Annotated in this window: 22 protein-coding genes and 1 tRNA gene; 19 read left to right on the forward strand and 4 right to left on the reverse strand. The window is 56.6% G+C overall.

Annotation, left to right across the window (positions count from 1 at the left end; genetic code table 11):
* Positions 1–176: 176 nt before the first annotated feature.
* Positions 177–662, forward strand: a complete 486-nt coding sequence (gene rplM, locus AC0N03_RS14860; protein ID WP_474289600.1) for a 50S ribosomal protein L13 — start codon at positions 177–179, stop codon at positions 660–662.
* 2 nt (positions 663–664) lie between these two features.
* Complete coding sequence (gene rpsI / locus AC0N03_RS14865; RefSeq protein WP_474289602.1) at positions 665–1,141, forward strand: 30S ribosomal protein S9; 477 nt, start codon at positions 665–667, stop codon at positions 1,139–1,141.
* Between the two features lie 91 nt (positions 1,142–1,232).
* Here the strand turns inward: rpsI and AC0N03_RS14870 are convergent, their stop codons facing one another.
* On the reverse strand, positions 1,233–1,661 hold the full coding sequence (locus AC0N03_RS14870; protein ID WP_474289604.1) for a CHRD domain-containing protein: 429 nt from the start codon (positions 1,659–1,661) through the stop codon (positions 1,233–1,235).
* Positions 1,662–1,983: 322 nt separating this feature from the next.
* Between AC0N03_RS14870 and argC the strand changes: the two genes are divergently transcribed.
* From argC to AC0N03_RS14890, 4 genes are all read left to right on the forward strand, one after another.
* Positions 1,984–2,916, forward strand: coding sequence for an N-acetyl-gamma-glutamyl-phosphate reductase (gene argC, locus AC0N03_RS14875; RefSeq protein WP_474289606.1), 933 nt, complete (start codon positions 1,984–1,986; stop codon positions 2,914–2,916).
* A 69-nt stretch (positions 2,917–2,985) separates the two neighbouring features.
* Entirely contained in the window at positions 2,986–4,779 is a 1,794-nt protein-coding gene (gene aspS, locus AC0N03_RS14880) for an aspartate--tRNA ligase (RefSeq protein WP_474289607.1), read from the forward strand.
* A gap of 36 nt (positions 4,780–4,815) precedes the next feature.
* A complete protein-coding gene (locus tag AC0N03_RS14885; RefSeq protein WP_474289609.1) occupies positions 4,816–5,799 on the forward strand; it encodes a glycosyltransferase in 984 nt (327 codons plus the stop codon).
* A 135-nt stretch (positions 5,800–5,934) separates the two neighbouring features.
* Positions 5,935–8,220 (forward strand): NADP-dependent malic enzyme, encoded by a 2,286-nt coding sequence (locus AC0N03_RS14890; RefSeq protein WP_474289611.1) that lies wholly within the window; start codon positions 5,935–5,937, stop codon positions 8,218–8,220.
* A 55-nt stretch (positions 8,221–8,275) separates the two neighbouring features.
* On the opposite strand, the gene AC0N03_RS14895 is transcribed toward AC0N03_RS14890, so the two are convergent.
* A complete protein-coding gene (locus AC0N03_RS14895; RefSeq protein WP_474289613.1) occupies positions 8,276–9,163 on the reverse strand; it encodes an alpha/beta fold hydrolase in 888 nt (295 codons plus the stop codon).
* A gap of 134 nt (positions 9,164–9,297) precedes the next feature.
* Between AC0N03_RS14895 and dapA the strand changes: the two genes are divergently transcribed.
* The 12 genes from dapA (at position 9,298) to AC0N03_RS14955 (ending at position 18,732) form a co-directional block, all read left to right on the forward strand.
* Positions 9,298–10,191, forward strand: a complete 894-nt coding sequence (dapA, locus tag AC0N03_RS14900) for a 4-hydroxy-tetrahydrodipicolinate synthase (protein WP_474289615.1) — start codon at positions 9,298–9,300, stop codon at positions 10,189–10,191.
* Positions 10,192–10,200: 9 nt separating this feature from the next.
* On the forward strand, positions 10,201–10,674 hold the full coding sequence (gene smpB / locus AC0N03_RS14905; protein ID WP_474289616.1) for an SsrA-binding protein SmpB: 474 nt from the start codon (positions 10,201–10,203) through the stop codon (positions 10,672–10,674).
* 197 nt (positions 10,675–10,871) lie between these two features.
* Entirely contained in the window at positions 10,872–11,090 is a 219-nt protein-coding gene (gene infA / locus AC0N03_RS14910) for a translation initiation factor IF-1 (RefSeq protein WP_474289618.1), read from the forward strand.
* Positions 11,091–11,182: 92 nt separating this feature from the next.
* On the forward strand, positions 11,183–11,818 hold the full coding sequence (locus AC0N03_RS14915) for a Maf-like protein (protein ID WP_474289640.1): 636 nt from the start codon (positions 11,183–11,185) through the stop codon (positions 11,816–11,818).
* Positions 11,819–11,831: 13 nt separating this feature from the next.
* Entirely contained in the window at positions 11,832–12,029 is a 198-nt protein-coding gene (locus AC0N03_RS14920) for a DNA gyrase inhibitor YacG (RefSeq protein ID WP_474289620.1), read from the forward strand.
* A 70-nt stretch (positions 12,030–12,099) separates the two neighbouring features.
* A tRNA-Asp gene (locus AC0N03_RS14925) sits at positions 12,100–12,176 on the forward strand.
* Between the two features lie 495 nt (positions 12,177–12,671).
* The gene (locus tag AC0N03_RS14930; RefSeq protein WP_474289621.1) at positions 12,672–13,955 is read left to right on the forward strand and encodes an ABC transporter substrate-binding protein; all 1,284 of its coding nucleotides are present in this window, start codon (positions 12,672–12,674) and stop codon (positions 13,953–13,955) included.
* Positions 13,956–14,039: 84 nt separating this feature from the next.
* A complete protein-coding gene (locus tag AC0N03_RS14935; protein WP_474289622.1) occupies positions 14,040–15,020 on the forward strand; it encodes a carbohydrate ABC transporter permease in 981 nt (326 codons plus the stop codon).
* A complete protein-coding gene (locus tag AC0N03_RS14940; protein WP_474289623.1) occupies positions 15,020–15,850 on the forward strand; it encodes a carbohydrate ABC transporter permease in 831 nt (276 codons plus the stop codon). The genes AC0N03_RS14935 and AC0N03_RS14940 overlap by 1 nt, the downstream gene beginning before the upstream one ends.
* An 11-nt stretch (positions 15,851–15,861) precedes the next feature.
* The gene (locus AC0N03_RS14945) at positions 15,862–16,869 is read left to right on the forward strand and encodes an ABC transporter ATP-binding protein (RefSeq protein ID WP_474289625.1); all 1,008 of its coding nucleotides are present in this window, start codon (positions 15,862–15,864) and stop codon (positions 16,867–16,869) included.
* Positions 16,870–16,894: 25 nt separating this feature from the next.
* Positions 16,895–17,680, forward strand: a complete 786-nt coding sequence (locus AC0N03_RS14950) for a ThuA domain-containing protein (protein ID WP_474289627.1) — start codon at positions 16,895–16,897, stop codon at positions 17,678–17,680.
* 8 nt (positions 17,681–17,688) lie between these two features.
* The gene (locus tag AC0N03_RS14955) at positions 17,689–18,732 is read left to right on the forward strand and encodes a Gfo/Idh/MocA family protein (protein ID WP_474289629.1); all 1,044 of its coding nucleotides are present in this window, start codon (positions 17,689–17,691) and stop codon (positions 18,730–18,732) included.
* A 53-nt stretch (positions 18,733–18,785) separates the two neighbouring features.
* On the opposite strand, the gene AC0N03_RS14960 is transcribed toward AC0N03_RS14955, so the two are convergent.
* Both AC0N03_RS14960 and AC0N03_RS14965 read right to left on the reverse strand, forming a co-directional pair.
* Positions 18,786–19,262, reverse strand: a complete 477-nt coding sequence (locus AC0N03_RS14960; protein ID WP_474289631.1) for a DUF6691 family protein — start codon at positions 19,260–19,262, stop codon at positions 18,786–18,788.
* Complete coding sequence (locus tag AC0N03_RS14965; protein WP_474289633.1) at positions 19,252–19,665, reverse strand: YeeE/YedE family protein; 414 nt, start codon at positions 19,663–19,665, stop codon at positions 19,252–19,254. Before AC0N03_RS14965 ends, AC0N03_RS14960 begins: the two co-directional genes overlap by 11 nt.
* A gap of 136 nt (positions 19,666–19,801) precedes the next feature.
* Here AC0N03_RS14965 and AC0N03_RS14970 point away from each other — a divergent pair, with 136 nt between their 5' ends.
* Positions 19,802–20,758 (forward strand): glutathione S-transferase family protein, encoded by a 957-nt coding sequence (locus AC0N03_RS14970; protein ID WP_474289634.1) that lies wholly within the window; start codon positions 19,802–19,804, stop codon positions 20,756–20,758.
* The last annotated feature ends 513 nt before the right edge of the window (positions 20,759–21,271 follow it).

Raw genomic sequence — 21,271 nt, forward strand, 5'->3', positions numbered from 1 at the left:
GCATCGAAAATAAGGTAAAATAATACCTTTTTATCTAAATATATGAAAAATATGATTTATTTTATAAGACCAGCAGAAAAATCCGTTTGACAATACAGGGTGGCCTCTCCTATAAGCGCCCATCTTCGGAACTTGGATTCATCCGGGCTCCGTTTCATTTAAAGATGGAAAGACACATGTTCGGCAAGACCTTTCAGGCCAATGCTGGCAATGTAGACAAAAAATGGGTGCTGATTGACGCCAAGGGCCTCGTTGTGGGCCGTTTGGCAACTATCATCGCTCTTCGTCTGCGCGGCAAGCACAAGGCAACCTTTACTCCCCACGTTGACTGCGGCGACAACATCATTGTCATCAATGCAGAGCACGTAGTGTTCACCGGCCGCAAGCGGGACCAGAAGGTGTATCATCACCATACCGGCTTCCCGGGCGGCATCAAGGAGCGTTCGGCCAAGTTCATTCTGGAAGGTCGTTTCCCGGAGCGTATCGTCGAGAAGGCTGTGCAGCGCATGCTGCCGCGTGGCCCTCTGGGCCGCCAGCAATTGTCCAACCTGCGCGTGTATAAGGGTGGCGAGCATCCTCACGCAGCCCAGACCCCCGTTGTTCTGGATGTTGCAGCCCTCAGCCCGAAGAATTCGGTGCAAAATGCCAAGCGGAGCGCCTGAACATGGCTGATACCATTTCCTCCCTGCAGGACCTCAAGTCTGCAACCTCCGCACAGCCGGAGGCTCCCAAGCATGTCCAGAAGCTCGACAAGCTCGGCCGCGCCTATGCCACCGGCAAGCGTAAGAATGCCGTTGCACGTGTCTGGCTGAAGCGCGGCAGCGGCAAGATCACCGTCAATGCCCGTACGCTGGAAACATATTTTGCCCGTCCGGTGCTGCGGATGCTGCTGAATCAGCCGCTGGTCGTGGCTAACCGTCAGACCCAGTATGACGTGATTGTCACCTGCGCCGGCGGCGGTCTCTCCGGTCAGGCAGGCGCCGTGCGTCACGGCATTGCCAAGGCTCTCACCTATTTCGAGCCGGAACTGCGTGCCGTACTGAAGCCGGAAGGCTTTCTCACACGCGATTCACGCGTCGTCGAGCGCAAGAAGTACGGCAAGAAGAAGGCCCGCAGAAGCTTCCAGTTCTCGAAGCGCTGATTTTTCAGACTTTCGTTTCAGGCCGCGCATCACTCATGCGCGGCCTTTTTGCTTTCCGGGGCAGCAATGCCGAACCGGTCGGCCGCGCGCCTTATTTGGTCGGCAGAACCTGTCCGCGAATTTCGCCGCCGCCATTGGCCGCGGTGTGGATGTTGAGATAAAGCTTGCCGGCCTTCAGATCGGCAGCCTGAGAATCGCTGAGCTGCGCCGAACCCTTGAGCGGGTTTGTCACTGTTTTCAGCGGAACTTCAACGCCAGCGCTTTTACCGGCTTCTGCCGGACCATGAAAATGCGCCATTGTGGCCGGGCCGGTCAGGCCAGAATATGTGCCGCTCCAGCTCAGGGTCTTGGTGGCTGTGTCATAGGTTATTTCGACCGTGCCAGTACCGGTGGAGGTTGTCGGCGGCACTTCCTGAGCGCCACTCAGTTTCGCTTCGAAATGCATCATTTCTGCAAAGGCCGGGCTGGCGGCGAGTGTGCCCGCGAGTGCGGCTATCATCAATCGGGAGGCGATTTTCATTGAAATTTTCCTTCCTGTATTGTTCAGGCCGGCGGATAATCTGGCCTGTTATTCATAAAATGAATCAAGTTGGGCTGGCAATTTACTGATCTGTAAACACTAATGCCGGCCAGTGGCGCTGGCTCTCGTCCGGCGCCTTATTGTTTGACGTTGTAATTAGGCGAGAATTGCGCCCTCTCAATGGCAGCGAAGCGATAATTGATCAAATGACGCGAGATTTATTCCGTAACGTTGGGCGGGAGAATTTTACTTTATGAGGCAAGGTCACGTGAAACACGTTGAAACAGCTCCCGAATTGGCATAAATCGAAGCTCGCTGTGCGGTGCAGCGAAAGGATCGCGACGTGAAGCAGATATTCATCGATGGAGAGGCCGGAACAACCGGGCTCGGAATCCGGGCGCGGCTCGAATCCATGCCCGGCGTGGTGCTGCGCAGTCTGGCGCCTGATCTGCGCAAGGACGATGCCGCCAAGGCAGCATTGATGCAGGAAGTCGACCTCGTCATTCTGTGTCTGCCGGACGAGGCCGCCAAGGCCACGGTCGCTATTGCGGATAAACTGGGCGACAAGGCTCCCAAAATTCTTGATGCATCCACTGCGCACCGGGTGGCGCCCGGCTGGATCTATGGCTTTGCCGAACTGGCCCGCAGCCAGAGCGCGGCCATTGCCTCGGCGCGGCGCGTTGCCAACCCCGGCTGCTATGCGACGGGTGCGATTGCGCTCTTGCGGCCGCTGACGGATGCCGGGCTGCTGCCTGCCGATTTTCCGGTTTCGATCAATGCCGTCTCCGGCTACAGCGGTGGCGGCAAAAGCATGATTGCCGATTATCAGGCGCATCGCGCGCCAAGTTTCGAATTATATGCCCTGGGCCTTGCGCACAAGCATGTACCGGAAATTCAGGCCTATTCGGGCATGAGGCAGCGTGTTTTGTTCGTGCCGTCGGTGGGCAATTTCGCGCAGGGCATGCTGGTGTCGGTTCCGCTTTTTCTCGATGCCTTACCGGGGCGGCCTAAGGCAGCCGATCTTGAGGCGGCGCTGAGGGCGCATTACGGAACAGATGGTCCGGTTCTGGTGCCGTCGGCGCAGGACGTGACCAAGCTTGAGGCCGAAAGCCTCAACGACACCAATAATATGGAGCTCCGCGTGTTTGCCAATGAGTCGGCGCGTCAGGCCGTTCTGGTGGCCAAACTCGATAATCTGGGCAAGGGCGCATCGGGCGCTGCTGTGCAAAACCTTAAATTGATGCTCGGCCTGTAACCATCCTTGACAAAGGCGAGGCGGCATGTACCTCTCGCCTCGCAAAATTCAACTCTGAAAAGTAGAAAAATGTCGCTGCTGAAATCCAGATATCGCACCCATACCTGCGCCGAACTGACCGTGGATTCCATCGGCCAGGATGTCAGTCTTTCCGGCTGGTGCCATCGTATCCGCGACCATGGCGGTGTGCTGTTCATCGATCTGCGCGACCATTATGGCCTGACGCAATGTGTTGCCGACCCGGATTCGCCTGCCTTCCGCGACGTTGAAAAATTCCGTGCGGAATGGGTGGTGCAGATCAACGGTCTTGTGCGCGCGCGCCCCGCCGGAACGGAAAACCCGAATCTTCCCACAGGATTGGTGGAAGTCTTTATCAAAAGCGTTGAAGTGCTGGGCGCTGCGGCCGAACTGCCGCTCCCTGTTTTCGGCGATGTCGATTATCCTGAAGAGACGCGGCTCAAATATCGCTTCCTTGATCTGCGGCGCGAGCGCCTGCACAACAACATCATGCTGCGCGGCAAGGTGATCAGCTCCATGCGCAGCCGCATGATGGGGCAGGGCTTTAATGAGTTCCAGACACCGATTCTGACAGCCTCCAGCCCCGAGGGTGCGCGAGATTTTCTGGTTCCGAGCCGCATTCATCCTGGCACGTTCTATGCGCTGCCGCAGGCGCCGCAGCAATACAAGCAACTTCTCATGATGGCGGGCTTCGACCGCTATTTCCAGATTGCGCCGTGCTTCCGCGACGAGGACCCGCGCGCCGACCGTCTGCCCGGCGAGTTCTATCAGCTCGATCTGGAGATGAGCTTCGTCGAGCAGGAAGATGTTTTTGCAACAATTGAGCCTGTCATTACCGGAATCTTCGAGGAGTTCGGCAAGGGTAAGCGGGTCACCAAGGGCTGGCCGCGCATTCCTTATGCCGAAGCCCTGCGCAAATATGGTTCGGACAAGCCGGATCTGCGCAATCCGATTGAAATGCAGGACGTGTCTGAGCATTTCCGCGGTTCGAACTTCAAAGTGTTCGCGCGGATGCTGGAGACAGCGAAAAATGCCGTATGGGCCATTCCGGCGCCCACCGGCGGCCAGCGCACATTCTGCGACCGCATGAACTCATTTGCGCAATCCGAGGGCCAGCCGGGTCTTGGCTATATTTTCTGGCGCGAGACAGAGGGCAGGGCCGAGGCGGCAGGGCCGATTGCCAACAACATTGGCCCCGAGCGTTCCGAGGCTATCCGCGTTCAGCTCGGCCTCAAGGCGGGCGATGCGGCCTTCTTTGTCGCGGGTGATCCGAATGTGTTTTATAAATTTGCTGGCGTCGCGCGCAACAAGGTGGGCGAGGAGCTCAAACTGATTGACGAAGACCAGTTTGCTCTGGCCTGGATCGTCGATTTCCCCATGTTTGAATGGAATGAAGACGAGAAGAAGGTCGATTTCTCGCATAATCCGTTCTCCATGCCGCAGGGTGGGCTGGATGCACTGGAAAATCAGGATCCGCTGACCATCAAGGCCTTCCAATATGATATTGCCTGCAACGGCTTCGAGATTGCCTCGGGCGGCATTCGCAACCACAAGCCGCAGGCGATGGTGAAGGCCTTCGAAATCGCGGGCTATTCCGAGCAGACGGTGATCGATCGCTTTGGCGGCATGTATCGCGCCTTCCAATATGGCGCGCCGCCGCATGGCGGCATGGCGGCGGGCGTCGACCGCATCATCATGTTGCTGGCCGGTGAGCAGAACCTGCGTGAAGTGGCGCTGTTCCCGATGAACCAGCGCGCAGAGGACCTGCTGATGGGCGCGCCGACAGAGGCCACCCCAAAACAATTGCGCGAATTGAGCCTGCGGGTGAATTTGCAGCCGAAATGAACCAGCGCAGTCCCTGCCGTCCATGGTGAGAACAAGATGCACATTCTGATCGTCAACCGGGTTCCTGTTCCAGTCTTTGCTTATGGCGGAACCGAGCGTGTCATCTGGGATCTTGCGCTGGAACTCACCAAACTGGGGCACCAGATCACCTTCATGGTGCCTGAGGGCTCGCACTGCGATTTTGCAAGGGTCGTTCCCTACGATAAAAAACGGCCTCTCAAGCCGCAGATGCCGCGCGATGTGGATCTGGTGCATTTCAAGTTTACGCCTGATTTTGATCTCGATACGGACTTTGATCTGCCATATCTCGTTACCGAACACAGCAATCTGAAAATTGGCCACTCGCGCCCGTTCAACACGGTGTTCGTTTCTCAGGATCACGCGAAGCGCCACAGTTCTGATCAATATGTTTATAACGGCCTTAACTGGGATGCTTACGGGGAGGTGGATTTTAACCGTCCGCGCACCTACTTTCATTTTCTTGGCAAGGCCTCGTGGCGCGTGAAGAATGTCGTCGGCGCGATCAAGGTGGCGCAGATGGCCAAGGTGACTCTGGCGGTGCTGGGCGGCAATCGTCTTAACCTGAGCCGCGGTTTTCGTTTCACGTTTACGCCGCGGGCCAGGTTTTACGGCATGGTCGGCGGGCAGCAGAAGTTCGATCTTCTCAACGGCTCGCGCGGTTTTATCTTTCCCGTGCTCTGGGAGGAGCCCTTTGGTCTGGCGATGATCGAAAGCCTGTTTTTTGGTGCGCCGGTTTATGGTTTCCCGAACGGATCGTTGCCGGAGATGATTGTTCCTGACGTTGGATATCTTTCCGCTTCGCGTTCGCTGGATGATCTGGCGCAAGCGATCCTCAGCCGAACCTACGATGCGCGAACCTGTCACGAATATGCGCGCGATACGTTCAGTTCCAAGCGCATGGCGTTGCATTATCTCGAAAAGTTTGAGGCGATTCTGGATGGCGTCAAACTGCACCAGCATCGGCCGTTCCTGATTCCGCCGTCGCCGACGCAAGGATAAGTCCGACCGTATATCGACAGTGATGTGCTGCGGCTAACTTTTCCACTCTGCGAAAAGTTATCCGTCCACCGGCATTCTCCCTTTGGTCTTTTGCGCATTTGCCGCTAAAAAAGCTTGCTGATAAAGGGGTGTCGTATGGCTTCAAATATGTCGGATGATCTGCGTTCTGGCGCGATGGTCTATCATCGCTTTCCCAAGCCGGGAAAGCTTGAGATTCAGGCAACGAAGCCTCTCGGCAACCAGCGCGATCTGGCGCTGGCCTATTCTCCCGGCGTGGCTGCGGCCTGCGAGGCCATTGTCGAAAACCCGGCAGTGGCGGCGGAAGTGACCGTGCGGCAGAATCTGGTCGCTGTACTCTCCAATGGCACGGCCGTTCTTGGGCTTGGCGATATCGGCCCGCTGGCCTCGAAGCCGGTGATGGAGGGCAAGGCCGTCCTGTTCAAGAAATTTGCCGGTATCGATGTGTTCGACATCGAAGTCGACGAAAAGAATGTCGATAAATTGGTCGATGTCATTTGCGCGCTGGAGCCGACATTTGGCGGCATCAATCTTGAGGATATCAAGGCGCCCGAATGTTTCGAAGTGGAGCGCCGGTGCCGCGAGCGCATGAAGATTCCGGTTTTTCACGATGACCAGCACGGCACGGCTATTATTGTCGGCGCGGCGGTTCTTAATGGCCTTGAACTCGCGGGCAAGGACATCAGCAAGGTCAAGGTGGTTGCCAGCGGGGCGGGGGCTGCGGCGCTGGCTTGTCTCAACCAGTTGGTGGCGCTGGGCGTCAAGCGCGAGAATGTCTGGGTAAGCGACCTCGAAGGGGTTGTTTTTGAGGGCCGCACCAAGCTGATGGATCAGTGGAAAGCGGTTTACGCCCAGAAGACGGAAGCGAGAACCCTTCGGGACGTTATTGGCGGGGCTGACGTGTTCCTCGGCCTGTCGGCCGGCGGGGTGCTGAAGCCCGATATGGTTGAGACCATGGCCGACAAGCCGCTGATTCTGGCGCTGGCCAATCCCAACCCGGAGATTATGCCCGAAGAGGCGCTGAAGGTGCGCCCCGATGCGATGATCTGCACCGGTCGTTCGGATTATCCCAATCAGGTCAACAATGTCCTGTGTTTCCCGTATATATTCCGGGGCGCGCTGGATGTGCACGCCACCACGATCAACGAGGAAATGAAACGGGCTGCGGTTCATGCCATAGCCGAGCTCTCCCGCGAGGCGCCGAGCGATGTTGTGGCGCGCGCTTATGGCGGCGAAGCACCGATGTTTGGCGCAAATTCTCTGATCCCGTCGCCGTTTGATCCGCGCCTGATCCTGCGCATTGCGCCTGCTGTCGCGAAAGCCGCCATGGATACGGGCGTGGCGCGCAAGCCGATCGATGATTTCAAGGCCTATGCCGAGCAGCTTTCGCGCTTTGTCTTCCGCTCCGGCTTCATCATGAAGCCATTGTTTGAAAAGGCAAAACTCAACCCCAAGCGCGTGATCTATGCCGATGGCGAGGAGGAGCGCGTGCTCCGCGCCGCGCAGGTGGTGATCGAAGAAGGGCTGGCCATTCCGATCCTTATCGGGCGTCCGCATGTCGTTGAGTCGCGTCTGGAGCGCTTTGGCCTGTCGATACGCGCCGGACGGGATTTCGAACTCGTCAATCCGGAAAATGACCCGCGTTATCGCGAATTTGTTGCAGAATATGCCGAAGCCGCCGGGCGCAAGGGTATTTCACCCGCTGCCGCGCGCACGCTGGTGCGCACCAACAGCACGATCATTGCCGCCATCGCCGTGCGGCGCGGTATTGCCGACGCGATGATCTGTGGACTGGAAGGGCGTTTCCGTTCGCGGCTCAAGCATATTAAGGACATTATCGGACTGGCGCCCGGCGTGCAGGATTTCTCCGCCATGAGCCTTCTGATCACGTCGCGGGGAGCTTTCTTCATCGCGGACACGCATGTGCGCGAAAATCCCAGCGCGGGCGAATTGGCCGATATGACCATTCTTTGCGCCGAGCACGTATCGCGTTTCGGGATGGAGCCGAAAATCGCTTTGCTGTCGCATTCCGACTTTGGCGAAGCGGACAGTGCGTCTGCCATGCGGATGCGCGAGGCGCTCTCCCTTATCCGCGAGCGCGCGCCGCAACTGGAAGTGGACGGCGAAATGCAGGCCGATACGGCAATGAGCCAGATGATCCGCGATATTGTTTTGCCAACATCGGCGCTGAAAGGCGAAGCCAATGTGCTGGTGATGCCGAACCTCGATGCAGCCAACATCGCCTTTCAACTGACCAAGGTTGTTGCCGATGCGCTGCCTGTCGGCCCGATCCTGTTGGGTCCTGCCAAGCCCGCGCATGTTGTCACCGGCTCTGTCACGGCGCGCGGCATTGTCAATATGACGGCCATTGCCGTTGTGGAGGCACAGGCGCAGGACGCATAAGACGGACGACGCCGAAGCTGTCCGCCTATGCGGGCAGCAGCGGTCTTGCTGACAATCAGGGATCGACCTTGGCGATGAATCTGGCGATCACCTCGCAGGAAGGCGCGTCCAGCAGAAGTGGCGCGTGGCCCTGTCCGTTGATTTCATGAAATTCTGCGCCGGGATGGCGGAGCATCATTTCCTCAACCGTCGCAGGCGAAAGCAGGTCTGATGTCGAGCCGCGCAGAATCAGCAGTGGCACGTCGGCCAGAGCCTCATAAAGCGGCCAGATGGCGGGCAGCGGATTATCGCGCGTCACCGCTTCAAAGGTTTTTGCGACGGCGGGATCGTAGCGCATGACGATGATGCCATTCTTTTCAACGAAGGTGATGCGGGCGTAAGTTTCAAATTCCGCGTCGGAGACAGCAGGAAAATGTTCAGCCATGCTGGCCTTGAGAATTGCGACAACATCCTTCCATTTCGATACGGGCGGAAATTTGCCGACATAATCCTTGATCCGCATCAAGCCTCCAATTTCGATCACGGGGCCGATATCGTTCAGCACCGCAGCATGCACCAGAGCCGGATCCTTGACAGCCGCGAACATGGTCTGAATGCCGCCGCGTGACGTGCCGACGAAAATGGCCCGGGAAATTCCCGCATGGGCGAGAACCGTGCGCATATCCTCATATTCCACCTGAATCGAGTAATTATCGGAGTTCTTATCCCATTCAGACAGGCCGCGGCCGCGATAGTCGATGGCGATGATGCGGCGCGCCCTGCCGATCTTTCCTGAATTCAGCATTCCGCCGATAAAATCGAAATCCGCCGCTGGACGTGAGACGCCGGGCAGGCACACGACGGGCAGACCGCCGAGCGTTTCGCCGATCTCGCTGTAATGCAACTGCAAACCGTCGGTTGAGGTGACGAAATGATGTCGAATAGGGTTGGAAGAGGGGATCATGCTGCCTCCTGTTTCGAAATTCACAATAAAGGCAGGAAATTCTCAGGCAAGGGGCACGACAAAGCTCTTTCCCTTTTCGGGTCTAGCCTTTATGTCTGGCAGCACTCTTGAAAAAAATTATCGGACTCAAGCCCATGTCATATGCGAATAAGTTTAGAGGCTCAATGACCGCACTGGTGACGCCATTCAAGCATGGCGCGGTGGATGAGGCGGCCTTCCGGAATTTCGTGAACTGGCAGATCGAATCCGGCACACATGGTCTGGTTCCAGTCGGCACCACGGGCGAAAGCCCGACCTTAAGCCACGATGAGCATAAGCGTGTCGTTGAAATCTGCATTGCAGAGGCGCGGGGCAGGGTGCCGGTACTGGCCGGCGCCGGCTCGAACAACACGCGCGAGGCCATTGATCTCGCCCGCCATGCCGAGAAGGCCGGGGCCGATGGCGTTCTTGTGGTCACGCCCTATTATAACAAGCCCAATCAGGAAGGGCTGTACCAGCACTTCAAGGCCGTGAACGACGCGATCGGCATTCCGATCATCATCTATAACATTCCGCCGCGCTCCGTCGTCGACATGTCGGTCGATACGATGAAGCGGCTTTATGAGCTGAAGAATATCGTCGGCGTGAAGGATGCCACCGGCAATGTGGCGCGCATCTCGCTGCAGCGCGCCGCCATGGGGCCGGATTTCATCCAGCTTTCGGGCGAGGATATGACCGCTCTGGCGGTGATGGTGCATGGCGGGCATGGCTGTATTTCGGTGGTCTCCAATATTGCGCCGCGCCTTTGCGCGGACCTGCAGGAGCAGTGTCTGGCTGGCGATTTCGCCACCGCGCTCAGGACGCAGGACAGGTTGATTCCGCTTCACGCCGCTGTATTCACCGAAGCGGGTGTGACGGGCGCCAAATATGGCCTGTCGGTGCTTGGACGAATGCGCAACGAAGTGCGCCTGCCTCTTGTGCCGGGCACCGAGGCAACCAATATGATTATCCGCAAGGCTATGGCTCACGCCGGCATCTTGCAGGAATAGAGGTTCACTTTGGCCGCCAAGCCGCAGACAAATTTCAAGATCGTTGCCGACAATCGCAAAGCCCGGTTCAATTATGAAATCGGCGATGTGTTCGAGGCAGGGCTTGCCTTGACCGGCACGGAGGTGAAAAGCCTGCGCGGCGGCAAGGCCACTATCGGCGAATCCTACGCTCAGGTGAAGAATGGCGAGCTTTTTCTCGTCAATGCCGATATTCCGGAATATTTGCAGGCCAATCAGTTCAACCATGAGCGCCGCCGCCCGCGCAAGCTGCTGTTGCGTGGGCGCGAGATCGCCAAGCTGGCGCAGGCGGTTGAGCGCGACGGCATGACCATTGTGCCGCTCAAGGTGTTTTTCAACGACAAGGGCCGTGCAAAGGTTGAGATTGCCATTGGCAAGGGCAAGAAACTGCACGACAAGCGCGAAACCGAGAAGCAGCGCGACTGGGGCCGCGAGAAATCCCGATTGCTGAAGGAACGGGGCTGACGGGCGCGCATGCCTGTCTGGTACTGTATTTCATGGGCGAAAATCAGAGATTGTCGCAGCAATCGCCGGGTGATCTGGACGGCCGCGGATGGGATTACGTAACAAACAGTTCACAAAACAACGATGTTGCACTATATTATAGCTGGATAAACCATGCAGGGCCGATGAATTTGCCCGTTGCTGAAAGATAGGATCATATGTCGAAAGAAGAATTGCTCGAGTTTCCGGGTATCGTGTCCGAACTGCTGCCGAATGCCACCTTCCGTGTGAAACTGGAAAATGAGCACGAAATTATCGCGCATACCGCCGGAAAGATGCGCAAGAACAGAATTCGTGTGTTGACGGGTGATAAAGTTCTGATCGAAATGACACCCTATGATTTGACCAAGGGCCGGATCACCTACCGCTTCAAATAAGTTGTTTGTCAGGCCTTATCCCATAAACAGAGAGGCGTGACACAATGAACGATCAACACCCGGCGCAGGTGGATTTGTCGCAGATGTTCGCTATGTCATCCGCGCCGCAACCAGAGCGGCCGCGGCTTGTGCTTGCGTCTGCTTCCGCGCGCCGGCTGGCACTGTTGCAGCAAATCGGCATCGAGCCGAGCGCCCTGCTGCCGACCGATCTCGATGAAACGCCGCAGCGCAATGAGTCGCCCCGCGGCCTGGCCGAACGCTTGTCCGCTGAAAAGGCAGAGGCGGCTTTTAAGGTGGCGCAGGCCCGCCCCGAACTTGCAGGGGCCTATATTCTGGGCGCGGATACGGTTGTCGCTGTCGGGCGGCGCATATTGCCCAAATGCGAACTGACGGAAGAAGCAGAAAGCTGCTTGCGGCTGCTCTCAGGGCGCGCGCACCGCGTTTATACCGGCGTGACCCTGATCACGCCAAAGGGCGGGCGAAGGCATAAGCTCGTGGAAACGCGCATGCGGTTCAAGCGGCTGTCCGCGGCTGAAATCGATGCCTATCTCGCTAATGGCGAATGGAGCGGCAAGGCTGGCGGTTATGCCGTGCAGGGGCTTGCAGGCGCGTTCGTGTCGCGCATGATCGGTTCCTATTCCTCTGTTGTCGGCCTGCCGCTAAACGAAACCTACGCCCTGCTGATGGGCGAGGGCTATCCGGTTCTCTCCAGCTGGCATTCTGCCTGAGGCTCCTGATTCCATGGACAATGAAATTCTATCCTCCTTCGGAACCAGAAAATGTGCGCTGTGCGACCGGCCTGTGGATAAAAAATATCGGCCTTTCTGCTCGAAGCGTTGCGCCGATATCGATCTTCATCGTTGGTTTTCAGGAGCTTATGCCGTTCCGGTTGAGGAGACTGACGAAGAATTTTCAACAAATGATGCAGAAGATGCGTGAGGGCGCTTGACTTCGCCGTCTGCCCCAAGTATCTGAGCCTCCTCTGCAACGCACTGCGAAGCATTGCTGCGGGGGAGTAGCTCAGTTGGTTAGAGCGCCGGCCTGTCACGCCGGAGGTCGCGGGTTCGAGCCCCGTCTCTCTCGCCATTTTTTATTTGATTTCAATCATAAAAAATTGGCGTGTTGCTGGTTCAGACCTTTCTGACCAGCGCGTTCAGATATTTTCCCCCTTTTTTGTTCTGTCTGATCTTGTTGCTTCCTGCCATAAGCAGGCGGTTTCGTTCCGGTTTCCGGCTAATCGATATGTTTTTAAAGCGCTTTCATTAAATCTGAATTCCATCAGAATTACAGGTGAGAGGTGGGCTAATTATCCATCGCGGATCGGGTGGTCAGCGCGATAAAGGAAAATCTGCATTAAACTATTCAAATGCCGTATATAATTCCAATCGGAATTTAGATTTTTACCTCGCGTCTGCATTAAAATTTTTCGGAAACTGGCGCCGCCTGAATTTGCGCTTGACTCATCTGTGGCTTTTTGTGACGTTGTTTCTAAAGCGCTTTGAAAACGTTGTAGCCTTATAATCAGCGGTTGGAGCGGCTTCATCCGGAGATGAGGGTGATTTTGCCTCCGGAAAGCACAAAATGTCTCGGGAGGACAAAGTGAAATTCAAATCTTCTCTGCTGTGCGCCCTTGTCGGCGCGACCATTCTGTCGGGGCCGGCGCTCGCCGTGGACCTCTCTTACGTTTCCGGCGCGACCGGAAAGGATATAGAGTTTCTCAAGCAGCAATTTGCGGTGTTTGAAAAGAAGACCGGCAATCACGTCACGCTGGTGCCGATGCCGTCGTCGACGACGGATCAGTTTGCCCAATATAAATTGTGGCTCGCCGCTGGCTCGACCGACATAGACGTGTATCAGACCGATGTGATCTGGGCGCCGCAACTGGCCGCGCAGTTCCTTGATCTGACGGATGCAGCAAAGGATGTGGTCAAGCAGCATTTTCCGTCCATCATCGAATCGCAGACCGTGAACGGCAAGCTCGTGGCGCTGCCCTATTTTACCGATGCGCCGGCGCTTTATTATCGCAAGGACCTTCTGGAAAAATACGGCAAGACCCCTCCCAAGACCTGGGATGAAATGGCGGCGACAGCAAAGGAAATTCAGGACAAGGAGCGCGCAGCCGGAAACAAGGACATTTATGGCTTCGTGTTTCAGGGCAATGCCTATGAGGGACTGACCTGCGATGCGCTCGAATGGGTGAAATCCTCCGGCGGCGGTCAGATTGTTGAAGCTGACGGCACCATTTCCATCAATAATCCGAAAGCGGTTGCCGCGCTGGACCGGGCCAGGGGCTGGGTTGGCGCTATTTCGCCCACCGGCGTTCTGGCTTATGGCGAGGAGGATTCTCGCGGCGTCTGGCAGATCGGCAATGCCGTATTCATGCGCAACTGGCCCTATGCCTATGCGCTGGGCAACAGTGCGGATTCGAAGATCAAGGGCAAATTTGATGTCGTGCCATTGCCGGCCGGTTCGGCGCAGGACAAATCTGCCGCGACGCTGGGCGGCTGGAATGTCGCCGTGTCGAAATATTCAAAACATCCCAAGGAAGCGATCGAACTGGCGCTGTTCCTCGCATCGGCCGAAAATCAGAAAGCCAATGCCATTGAGGCATCGCATCTGCCAACCATCATCTCTCTTTATGATGATCCGGATATAGCTAAAGCCCAGCCGATCATTCCGCGCTGGAAAGAAATCTTCCTGAATGCGGTGCCGCGCCCGTCAGCACCAACGAAGGTGAAATATAACGAAGTGTCTTCGCTGTTCTGGAATGCCGTGCATGACACCATTTCCGGCAAGGGCTCTGCCGCAGACAACCTTGAGGAACTCGAAGCCAAACTGACCGAGCTCAAAGGCGCGAAGTGGTAGCTGCAGCCTGAAGTGACAAACTGAACGCGGGCGGTTGCTCAAAGCGCCCGTGTCTTTTCGGCCCCCTGCATGGGAGACGAGTCAATGTCGCAAAATCAGACAGAACCGGATGTTGCTCTGGTTGTCGTGCCCGGCGTTTCGGACCTCACGAAGGAACGGCTCAGGGCAGCGCGCCTGTTCCTCGTTCCGATGCTGATGGCGCTCGCCGTTGTCGCCGGCTGGCCCTTGGCAAGGACGATCTATTTCTCCTTCACCAATGCCTCGCTGACCGATCTCTACCACAGCTCCTATGTGGGCTTTGGCAATTACTTCGGCTGGATAACCTTGAAGAGCGGGCGGCGTATCTATTCCGGCCTGCTGGCTGATCCTGCCTGGTGGAACGCCGTATGGAACACGATCCGCTTCAGCCTTGTTTCCGTCACGCTGGAAGCCTTTTTCGGCATGATCGTGGCGCTGTTCCTCAATGCCGAATTTCCGGGGCGTTCGATCATCCGCGCGGCGATCCTTATCCCATGGGCGATTCCCACCATCGTCTCGGCGCAGATGTGGCGCTGGATGCTGAGCGACCAGTTCGGCATCATCAACGATATGGCCAAGCATCTTGGCCTGATTGATCATAACATCGCCTGGACGGCGACCAACGAGACGGCCATGCTTGCCGTTCTTCTGGTGGATGTGTGGAAGACGACGCCATTCATGGCGCTGCTCATTCTGGCCGGTCTGCAAATGGTGCCGAAGGATATTTACGAGGCTGCCGAAATAGACGGCGTGCATCCGGTAAAGCAGTTTTTCCGCATCACGCTGCCGCTGGTTCGTCCGGCGCTGATGGTGGCCATCATTTTCCGCATGCTGGACGCGATGCGCATTTTTGACCTCATTTATGTGCTGACGCCCAACTCCTCGGCGACCAAGACTATTTCGGTGCTGGCGCGCGAAAACCTGATCGATTTTGACAAATTCGCTTATGGCTCCGCGGAATCGACCATGCTGTTCCTGCTGATCGCGCTGATGGCGGGGCTCTATATCTGGATCGGCGGTGTGCGCTTTGACGGGGGGGATCGCTGATGCTGACTGATATCCTCAAGCGCGTGCTGTTCTATCTCGGTGTTGTCATCATTGTCGTCGTGTCGGTTTTCCCGTTTTATTACGCGCTGCTGACAAGCTTTAAATCGGGATCGGCAATTTTTCTCATTGAATATTTCCCGAGTTCATTTGATTTCGGCAATTTCACGAATGTGCTGAGCAATGGTAATTTCATTGAAAATCTCGGAAATTCCCTGCTCGTTGCCAGTCTTACGGTTGCGCTTTCATTATTTCTCGGCGTGACGGCTTCCTTTGCTCTGGCGCGGGTGCGGTTTCGCGGGCGTTCTCTCATATTGATGACCATCCTCGGCATTTCGATGTTTCCGCAGATCGCGGTGCTGGCCGGATTGTTCGAACTGGTCCGCTTCTTTCATATATTCAACACGATATGGGCGCTGATTTTTTCCTACACGATCTTCACTCTGCCGTTTACGGTCTGGGTGCTGACCACTTTCATGCGAGATCTGCCGGTTGAGGTGGAAGAGGCGGCTATTGTCGATGGCGCAAGCCCGTGGATCATCATCACCCGCGTTTTTCTGCCCCTGATGTGGCCAGCGCTGGTGACGACGGGCCTGCTTGGATTCATCGGCGCGTGGAACGAATTTCTTTTCGCATTGACCTTCACCAGTTCCAACACCACGCGCACCGTTCCGGTGGCGATAGCTCTGCTTTCCGGCAGTTCGGAACATGAGATTCCCTGGGGGCTGATCATGGCGGCCTCGGTTATCGTCACGGTTCCGCTTGTCGTGCTGGTTCTTGTTTTTCAACGCAAAATCATCTCCGGCCTTACGGCTGGCGGCGTCAAAGGTTAAGGGGGCGACTGATGGCCGCTATTCAGATCAAAAATCTTCGCAAAAGCTTCGGCGCGGTCAATGTGATCAAGGGGGTCGATCTCGAAGTCGAGTCGGGCGAATTCATGGTTTTTGTCGGTCCTTCGGGCTGCGGCAAATCCACTCTGCTGCGCCTCATTGCCGGGCTTGAGGATATCACCTCGGGCGAGCTTATCTTTGACGGGCAGGTGGTCAATCATCTGGCGCCCTCGAAACGCGGTATCGCCATGGTGTTCCAATCCTATGCGCTTTACCCGCATATGAGGGTTTCGGAGAATATGGCGTTTGGCATGGAACTCGCCAAGGGCGACAAGGCGCAGATTGAAAAGCGTGTGGCCGAGGCCGCCAAGCTGCTCCAGATCACGCCATATCTCGACCGGCTGCCTAAGCAGCTCTCGGGCGGACAGAGGCAGCGCGTCGCCATTGGCCGCGCCATCGTGCGCGATCCGCGCATTTTTCTGTTCGACGAACCGCTGTCGAATCTGGATGCCGCGCTTCGTGTGGCCACACGCCTCGAAATTGCCAAGCTGCACCACGACATGAACAACACCACGATGATTTATGTCACGCATGATCAGGTTGAGGCGATGACGCTGGCGGACCGTATCTGCGTCCTGCGCGACGGTGTGGTGGAGCAGGTGGGCACGCCGCTGGAACTCTACGAAAAGCCCAATTCGGTTTTTGTCGCGGGCTTCATCGGTTCGCCGAAGATGAATTTCATCACCGGTTCCAGGGCGGCGGTCTATCAGTGCCACACGGTGGGCGTGCGGCCCGAGCATCTGCAGATCACGCGCATGGATGGAGTCTGGTCCGGCCCTGTTGTCCATACCGAGAATCTTGGCGCCGATTCGTTTGTTTATGTCGACATCGGCATGGAGGAGCCGCTGACCGTGCGTGTTGTCGGAACTGTGCACCACGCACCGGGAACCATATTGCATGTGACGCCGGTTGAAGGCCATATTCACAGGTTCAATGAGCAGGGCAGGCCGTCCCGGTCATGAATGGTCAGATAAAGGAAATTTGATAATGACGACGCGCGCGACAGTCTGGGGCGAGAATATTCACGAGCATATCAACGCCGTGGTCGGCGAAATCTATCCGGAGGGTATGCATCAAACCATTGCAGCATCGCTGCGGCAGGATCCTGATATCGTTGCGCGCACAGCCACGCTGCAGCAACCGGAGCATGGACTGAGCGAATCCGTTCTTGCCGAGACGGATGTGCTGTTGTGGTGGGGCCACAAGGATCATGGCGCTGTTGCGGACGAGATCGTTGAGCGCGTCGCGCGTCGCGTCTGGGAGGGCATGGGGCTGATTGTGCTGCATTCGGCGCATTATTCCAAGATTTTCAAGCGGCTGATGGGGACGCCCTGTTCGCTGAAATGGCGCGAGGCCGGCGAGCGCGAGCGCTTATGGGTCGTCAATCCATCGCACCCCATCGCGCAGGGCCTGCCGGAGCATTTCGAGCTCGAAAATGAGGAAATGTATGGCGAGTTCTTTTCGGTGCCAGAACCGCTGGAGACCGTGTTCATTTCGTGGTTTCAGGGCGGGGAGATCTTTCGCTCTGGCCTGACCTATAAGCGCGGGGCAGGGCATATTTTCTATTTTCGTCCCGGTCACGAGACCTATCCAACCTATCATGATGCGCGAATTGGGCAGGTTTTGCGCAATGCGGTCAAATGGGCCCATAATCGCGCGCCTGCCTACACGCAGGTGCATGACGCACCCAACGTGCCGGTTGAAACGGCGCTGGAGCCGATTGTCGAGCGCGGCGGCAAATTGCACATGGCCGGAGAGGCCGGATATAAATAGGAGCTTACATGCGTTTGCTGATTTTGGGCACGGGCGGCATGGCCAACAGCCATGCCGAACATTTTGCAAAAATAGACGGCGTGCAGTTGGTTGGCTGTGTCGATGTGGCAGAAGAGCGCGTAACGGCTTTTGCCGACCTGCATCATATCGAGAAGCGCTTCACGTCGCTTGACGCGGCGCTGGACTGGGGGCAGTTCGATGCCGCCACCAATGTAACCCCCGACAACGTGCACCACGACACGACATTGGCGCTGCTGGCGGCCGGTAAGCACGTCCTGTGCGAAAAGCCGCTCGCCACCAGTTTCACCAGTGCGATGGAAATGACGGAGGCAGCGGAAAAATCCGGCCTCGTCAACATGGTCAATCTCACATATCGCAATGTCGCGCCGCTGCAGCAGGCGCGGGCTATGGTTATGGCCGGAGAGATCGGCGTCGTCCGGCATGTGGAAGCGTCCTACCTGCAAAGCTGGCTGGTGTCGAAAGCCTGGGGCGACTGGCGCACCGAATCAAAATGGCTCTGGCGTCTTTCCAGAAAGCACGGGTCCAATGGCGTGCTGGGCGATATTGGCATCCATATTCTGGATTTCGCCAGTTATGGCAGCGGTCTTGATATTGACCATGTCTTTGCCCGGCTCAAGACCTTTGATAAAGCACCCGGCAACAGGATCGGCGAATATGATCTCGACGCCAACGACAGTTTCACCATGTCGGTGGATTTCGCAAATGGCGCGCTCGGCGTCATCCATGCGTCGCGCTGGGCGACCGGACACCTCAATGAACTGAAACTGCGTGTTTACGGGGACAAGGGCGCGCTCGAGGTGATGCATCGCAAGGATGGCTCGTTTCTGCGCGCCTGCATGGGGGCCAATGTTGAGAATGCCGATTGGGAAAATCTCGATGTTCCGCCGGTGGAGACAAATTACCAGCGCTTTGTCGCGGCGGTACGCGCAGGGCGTAATGGCGATCCGTCATTCCGCCATGCGGCGAAGATCCAGAAAATCCTTGATCTGGCGATGGTGACGGAGGCTGACCGGCGCGAGCACGAAGTCTAGGCTTTTGCTTCAGCCATCTGGCCCGGCCTAGTCCACAAGACCGGGCGGGTGGTTCACCGGCCTTCCATGTCGGCCAGCGTGAGATAACGTGCGCTCAGCATGCCTATGACCATTGCACAAAGGAAGATGACAAGCGGCAGTCCGGCACTGCTGACCGAAGCCACGGCCGGGCCGGGGCAATAGCCGGAAAGACCCCAGCCGATCCCAAAGAGACTGGCGCCCAGAACGAGCTTTGCATCTATCAGCGCGCGTGTCGGGAGGCTGAATACAGGCGCGAATTTGGGCCTTTCCTGCCGCAAGATCAGGCGGAAGCCGAAAAAACTTACGACAACAGCGCCGCCCATCACAAATATCAGCGCGGGATTCCACGAGCCAGCGAAATCAAGAAAACCCAGCACGACAGCCGGATCCGTCATTCCGGCAAGGGCAAGGCCCGTTCCGAACAATGTGCCTGCGCCCAATGCCGACAGGATAAGGCTGATCTGGTTTGGGGCGGCCGCGAAGCGGACCGGGGTTGAGTCAGAGGACATGGCGCACCACATAGACTGTAATGATTGCTGTCAGCATGAAAATCGCAGTTGCCGCGATGGAGCGCGGCGCGAGGCGGGCCAGTCCGCAAACACCATGACCCGACGTGCATCCGCCGCCGGTGCAGGTGCCCATGCCCACGAGGAACCCGGCAATCGCCAGCACAGGCGCCGACGCCGCAGGAACGCCGATAACTGGGTGGCCGAGCAGGGTCTGAACCAGAACCGGCCCCAGAATCAGGCCGATACAGAAGGCCGCGCGCCATATGTTGCTTTTGATCTCGGGATGAAACACCCCTGAAACAATGCCGCTGATGCCGGCGATCCGGCCATTGAGGCCAAGCAGCAAGACAGCGGAAAGACCGATCAGAAGCCCGCCGATTGTCGGCTGGATATATACAAGCATGAATTGCCTCATTTCGCGTGAATATGACGTGGTTTCAATCCGCCCTTATTCATCTTATAAAAAAGCTTATATGTTTCATTAGATTTTATGCATATTTCGCTTTAGTTTGGCAATTCAATGGTGGAGGGCTGGAAAATTGGGGTTACTCATCAACGGCAAATGGGAACGTCAGCAGCATCTCGCCAAGACCGAGAACGGCGCCTTTGTGCGGCCGGCGAGTTCTATCCGCAACTGGATCACGCCCGACGGTTCGGCTGGTCCCACGGGCAAGTCCGGTTTCAGAGCGGAGCCGGGACGTTACCACCTTTACGTGTCGCTTGCCTGCCCCTGGGCTCATCGCACCCTGATCTTCCGGCTGATCAAGGGACTTGAACAGATGATTTCCGTTTCCGTGGTTCATTGGCTCATGCTTGATGATGGCTGGACTTTCACGCCGGACGAAGGCGTGATCGCCGATCCGATCCAGAATGCGCAATATTTATGGCAGGTTTATGCCGCGTCCGATCCGGTCTTTACGGGGCGTGTCACCGTGCCGGTATTATGGGACAAAGTACGAGGCGAAATCGTCAATAATGAATCGGCCGATATTATCCGCATGTTTAATTCGGCCTTCGATGATGTCGGTGCGGCCGCAGGCGATTATTATCCTGCGGCGCTGCGGGCCGAAATCGAGGAGGTCAATCAGCGCATTTACACGACTTTGAACAACGGTGTCTATCGCGCCGGATTCGCCTCGACGCAGGCGGCCTATGAGGCGGCTGTGATTCCCCTGTTTGAAACGCTAGACTGGATCGAGCGCCGGCTTTCGACCCGGGAATATCTGTGCGGGGAGGCGCTGACGGAGGCCGACTGGCGGATGTTCACGACGCTGATCCGCTTTGACATCGTCTATTTTGGTCATTTCAAATGCAATCTTCGGCAAATTCGTGATTATCCGCACATCAACAATCTGATGAAAAAGCTCTTTTGGTACGGCCGGGTGCGTGAGACGGTCAACTTTGCGCATATCAAGGGCCATTATTACGGCAGCCACCGGCATATCAATCCAACTGGAATCGTGCCTCTGGGCGGAGAACCCGATCTCGCTTTATGAACCGGCTCGCCAAATAGGCTTCTGCCGGCGAGCGCCACGCGGCTTTGGTTCATCTGGATTGGACGGAGTCTTTTTCTGATCGGAATCGAACTCATCATCGATTTGTCACGTGTCTGGAAAAACGCCGATTTTTGAGCGACTTGTCATTTTGTTTTCATTTGATTGCAAAAATTGTTTGACACATCGAAGACGATTTTGTAATCACCACTACATGGACAGCGACGCCGCTGAGAGATACAGCGGGCGGCGCGGTTTTGCTCCTCTGGACTTTGGTTCAGTTTGCTTGGTTGCAAATTTACGGGGTGCGGGTCGCGCAGTTCATTGTATGGTTGCAATTGCAATCTTGCGGAGTGGCTGGGTTTTTAATGAATGGCATCTTGAAGATGCCGGACGTTTTAGAAACTGAATGTGTCTTGATGGCGAGAGTCATTTTGAGGCGCTGTTGTTTGACAAGTATATCGGAAGAAAGAGAAACGTAGGCGGCGGGGTTCTTGCGGCCTGACCTTTATGGGT

It is taken from the genome of Methylocystis sp. sgz306128, assembly GCF_056032725.1.

Coding starts and splice junctions, on each gene's coding strand:
- AC0N03_RS14890 (WP_474289611.1), top strand. CDS start 5,935: ATGGCTTCAAATATGTCGGATGATCTGCGTTCTGGCGCGATGGTCTAT.
- AC0N03_RS14885 (WP_474289609.1), top strand. CDS start 4,816: ATGCACATTCTGATCGTCAACCGGGTTCCTGTTCCAGTCTTTGCTTAT.
- AC0N03_RS14965 (WP_474289633.1), bottom strand. CDS start 19,665: ATGCTTGTATATATCCAGCCGACAATCGGCGGGCTTCTGATCGGTCTT.
- AC0N03_RS14930 (WP_474289621.1), top strand. CDS start 12,672: ATGTCTCGGGAGGACAAAGTGAAATTCAAATCTTCTCTGCTGTGCGCC.
- AC0N03_RS14955 (WP_474289629.1), top strand. CDS start 17,689: ATGCGTTTGCTGATTTTGGGCACGGGCGGCATGGCCAACAGCCATGCC.
- AC0N03_RS14920 (WP_474289620.1), top strand. CDS start 11,832: ATGGACAATGAAATTCTATCCTCCTTCGGAACCAGAAAATGTGCGCTG.
- AC0N03_RS14915 (WP_474289640.1), top strand. CDS start 11,183: ATGTCATCCGCGCCGCAACCAGAGCGGCCGCGGCTTGTGCTTGCGTCT.
- AC0N03_RS14935 (WP_474289622.1), top strand. CDS start 14,040: ATGTCGCAAAATCAGACAGAACCGGATGTTGCTCTGGTTGTCGTGCCC.
- dapA (WP_474289615.1), top strand. CDS start 9,298: ATGTCATATGCGAATAAGTTTAGAGGCTCAATGACCGCACTGGTGACG.
- rpsI (WP_474289602.1), top strand. CDS start 665: ATGGCTGATACCATTTCCTCCCTGCAGGACCTCAAGTCTGCAACCTCC.
- infA (WP_474289618.1), top strand. CDS start 10,872: ATGTCGAAAGAAGAATTGCTCGAGTTTCCGGGTATCGTGTCCGAACTG.
- aspS (WP_474289607.1), top strand. CDS start 2,986: ATGTCGCTGCTGAAATCCAGATATCGCACCCATACCTGCGCCGAACTG.
- AC0N03_RS14950 (WP_474289627.1), top strand. CDS start 16,895: ATGACGACGCGCGCGACAGTCTGGGGCGAGAATATTCACGAGCATATC.
- AC0N03_RS14960 (WP_474289631.1), bottom strand. CDS start 19,262: ATGTCCTCTGACTCAACCCCGGTCCGCTTCGCGGCCGCCCCAAACCAG.
- AC0N03_RS14940 (WP_474289623.1), top strand. CDS start 15,020: ATGCTGACTGATATCCTCAAGCGCGTGCTGTTCTATCTCGGTGTTGTC.
- AC0N03_RS14895 (WP_474289613.1), bottom strand. CDS start 9,163: ATGATCCCCTCTTCCAACCCTATTCGACATCATTTCGTCACCTCAACC.
- rplM (WP_474289600.1), top strand. CDS start 177: ATGTTCGGCAAGACCTTTCAGGCCAATGCTGGCAATGTAGACAAAAAA.
- AC0N03_RS14870 (WP_474289604.1), bottom strand. CDS start 1,661: ATGAAAATCGCCTCCCGATTGATGATAGCCGCACTCGCGGGCACACTC.
- AC0N03_RS14945 (WP_474289625.1), top strand. CDS start 15,862: ATGGCCGCTATTCAGATCAAAAATCTTCGCAAAAGCTTCGGCGCGGTC.